This is a genomic window from Legionella sp. (assembly GCF_965140895.1).
In the GTDB taxonomy this organism is placed as follows: Bacteria; Pseudomonadota; Gammaproteobacteria; order Legionellales; family Legionellaceae; genus Legionella.
Genome location: NZ_CBCSKT010000083.1, coordinates 1 through 2,461, shown reverse-complemented (window position 1 = coordinate 2,461; position 2,461 = coordinate 1). Strand labels below are relative to the sequence as shown.

Here is a 2,461-nt window from a genome sequence, read left to right as displayed (position 1 = left end):
TGTAAGCGGTTAAATAAGTACCTTCTATTTTGGAAAGCACAAGTGAGGTATGCTTCTCAAATCAGCAAGGAGCTGGACATTGATGTTGTAAGGAAGTAGCGCTTCCATTTGCTCCAGGGTATGTGCCTGTTGAATGTGAGTAAGAGCATACTTAAACCAAGAAAAGACATCGACTTTATGATATTTACAGGTTTCAATCAAGGAATAGAGAATGGCACCAGAGCGAGCACCAATATCGTTGCCATGGAAGAGCCAGTTTTTTCGGCCGATAACGAAGGGTTTGATAGAGCGTTCGGAGAGGTTATTGTCGATTTCGAGTCGTCCATCATAGAGGTAGCTTTTGAGAGCCTCCCAGTGAGTCAGGGCATAAAAGACAGCCTGCCCTAAAGGACTTTTTGGGAGTACTTTTAAACTGGCCTGGTCTAAGAGCTCTTTGAGTTCATCCACGATAGGCTTGGCTTTTTGAATGCGAGCAGCAAAGATAGAGGGAGCTTGAGCATTGGATTCTTTGAGTGACTTTTCTAACTGATAAAGCGTTCCTATGAGGGTGATGACACCATGGGCCAGCCCGTGTTTTTTAGTGGTTTTGGCCACATCAACGAAGTAACGGCGCGCATGGGCCCAGCAAGCAACATGCTGAATGTGCTGTTGCGTACCCAGAGCGACATAGGCCTTATAGCAATCGGCATGCAAATAGCCTTGAAAATCGGCAAAGAAGTCTGCAGGGATTTGATGTGAGCGCGTTGGATGATATTGATAAACAAAGGCTCGCTTTGAAGGAGGGCCTCCAATAAACAACCACATATACGATTTTTGAGTGGGCGCTCTGTCTTTTTCTTTAAGTACTTGAAGTGTGGTTTCATCGGTATAAGCGATGTCGTGGTTTTGGATGTCATCTTCCATGAGTTTAACCAAAGGACTCAGTAAGTCAGCCGCTTTAATCACCCAGTTACTTAAGGTTCCTCGGGTGAGTGAGATGCCTGCTTCATTGAACATGGTTTCTTGTCGATACAAAGGCATGTGGCAACGAAATTTGGAGTTGATGATTGCAGCGATTAATCCTGGAGTAGCAATGGAGTGAGGAATCGGTTGCTCCGGTTTTTTCGCGCACTTCATGGTGTTTTCACAGGCTTTGCAAGCATACTGCTTGCGGATGTGAACCACACGGAAGGTCATCTGAGGTACCACATCAAGTTGCTCAGTCACTTCATCGCGAATGTGAGTCAAGGAACAGCCACAAGCGCATTGTTTTTCTTCATCACTTAAATCATACACCTGCTCTATATAAGGTAGTGATTGAGGAAGTGGTTTTCTTCCGGTGTTCTTTTTGGCGCGCGTGTAAGTAATGGTTTGTGTTTCTGGTTCAACAGTAGGTTCTGTTGGGCTTGCTTCGACCACAGGAACTGCTTCATCAAATTGTAATACCATTTGTTCAGGCACAACACCTTTCTCGCTTTTGCGACCAAAACGAGCAGTACGGAATAAGTGGAGTTGGTGTTGCAATGTCTCAAGGGATGACTTTTGTTGTTTTATGGTGTCTTCCTGCTCTTCAATTAGTGCGAGCAACCGTGCATTTTCTTGCTGTAATTGCTCTAGTGATAAGGCAGAAACATCGGTCATTTTAGGTTCAACATCATAACGTTTTAATGGTTAAATTATATCAAAAAATGGAGCATATTTTAATTAAAATTATCAAATTGCATTAAAAATAATGCGAAAAATCAAGATTCGGAAACTCAGACATCAGACGAAAATCAAGTCCTGCCAATAACCAATCTAATTGCTGTGGGTTAATCTGATAAGGAGCCTTTTCTTCCGCTCTCCCCATTTTGAATCGGCCTCGCTCTAGACGTTTTTGGTACAGTACAAAGCCATTTTTATCCCAAAACAGGCATTTCACACGGTCCATCGCACGATTATAAAAGACATACACCGAACCATCCTGAGCAGGTGTGTCATACTGCTCTGTAATTAGCGCAGCCAATCCATTGATTGCTTTGCGAAAATCAATCGCCTGCGAAGCAACATAAATGCAAACTCCTGTGCTCAAACGAAGCATCATAATGCCCCTGCAAAATGAAGTATCTGATGCAGTATCGACTCATTAATATCTTCATTCAAACCAAGGCGAACTCCATTAGGAAGTACGAGCTGTAACACTACTTTTCCTGAAGCACCACCTTCTTCCTGGACTCTGGAACTGGCTTTAATAAACAACATGCGCTCTTGCTCTGGTGCTCGTAATCGCTTGCGCCATAAACCAAAGGTAGCCAACTTAAGACCTTGTTCATTGCAATAGGCCTTTTGTGTCAAACCGCTCTTTTCCCATCCCCATATATGTTCTTGCCAAATTTGATGACGTGGTGACTGCACTTTCATTGCTTTGCTCCCGTTGTTTCATTGGAGGCAATTATCTACAGCTTATTTGGGGAGTTCTAGGTGGGGTTAATTAGGCGCTTAC

The 2,461-nt window shown here is 43.5% G+C and carries 3 protein-coding genes; all 3 read right to left on the bottom strand.

Annotation, left to right across the window (positions count from 1 at the left end; translation table 11 throughout):
* Nucleotides 1-24 precede the first annotated feature (24 nt).
* Entirely contained in the window at nucleotides 25-1,620 is a 1,596-nt protein-coding gene (gene tnpC, locus ACQY7T_RS09595) for an IS66 family transposase (protein ID WP_428412983.1), read from the bottom strand.
* 82 nt (nucleotides 1,621-1,702) lie between these two features.
* The gene (gene tnpB, locus ACQY7T_RS09590; RefSeq protein WP_428412982.1) at nucleotides 1,703-2,062 is read right to left on the bottom strand and encodes an IS66 family insertion sequence element accessory protein TnpB; all 360 of its coding nucleotides are present in this window, start codon (nucleotides 2,060-2,062) and stop codon (nucleotides 1,703-1,705) included.
* Nucleotides 2,059-2,379, bottom strand: coding sequence for an IS66 family insertion sequence element accessory protein TnpA (gene tnpA / locus ACQY7T_RS09585; RefSeq protein ID WP_428412980.1), 321 nt, complete (start codon nucleotides 2,377-2,379; stop codon nucleotides 2,059-2,061). The genes tnpB and tnpA overlap by 4 nt, the downstream gene beginning before the upstream one ends.
* Nucleotides 2,380-2,461: the final 82 nt, after the last annotated feature.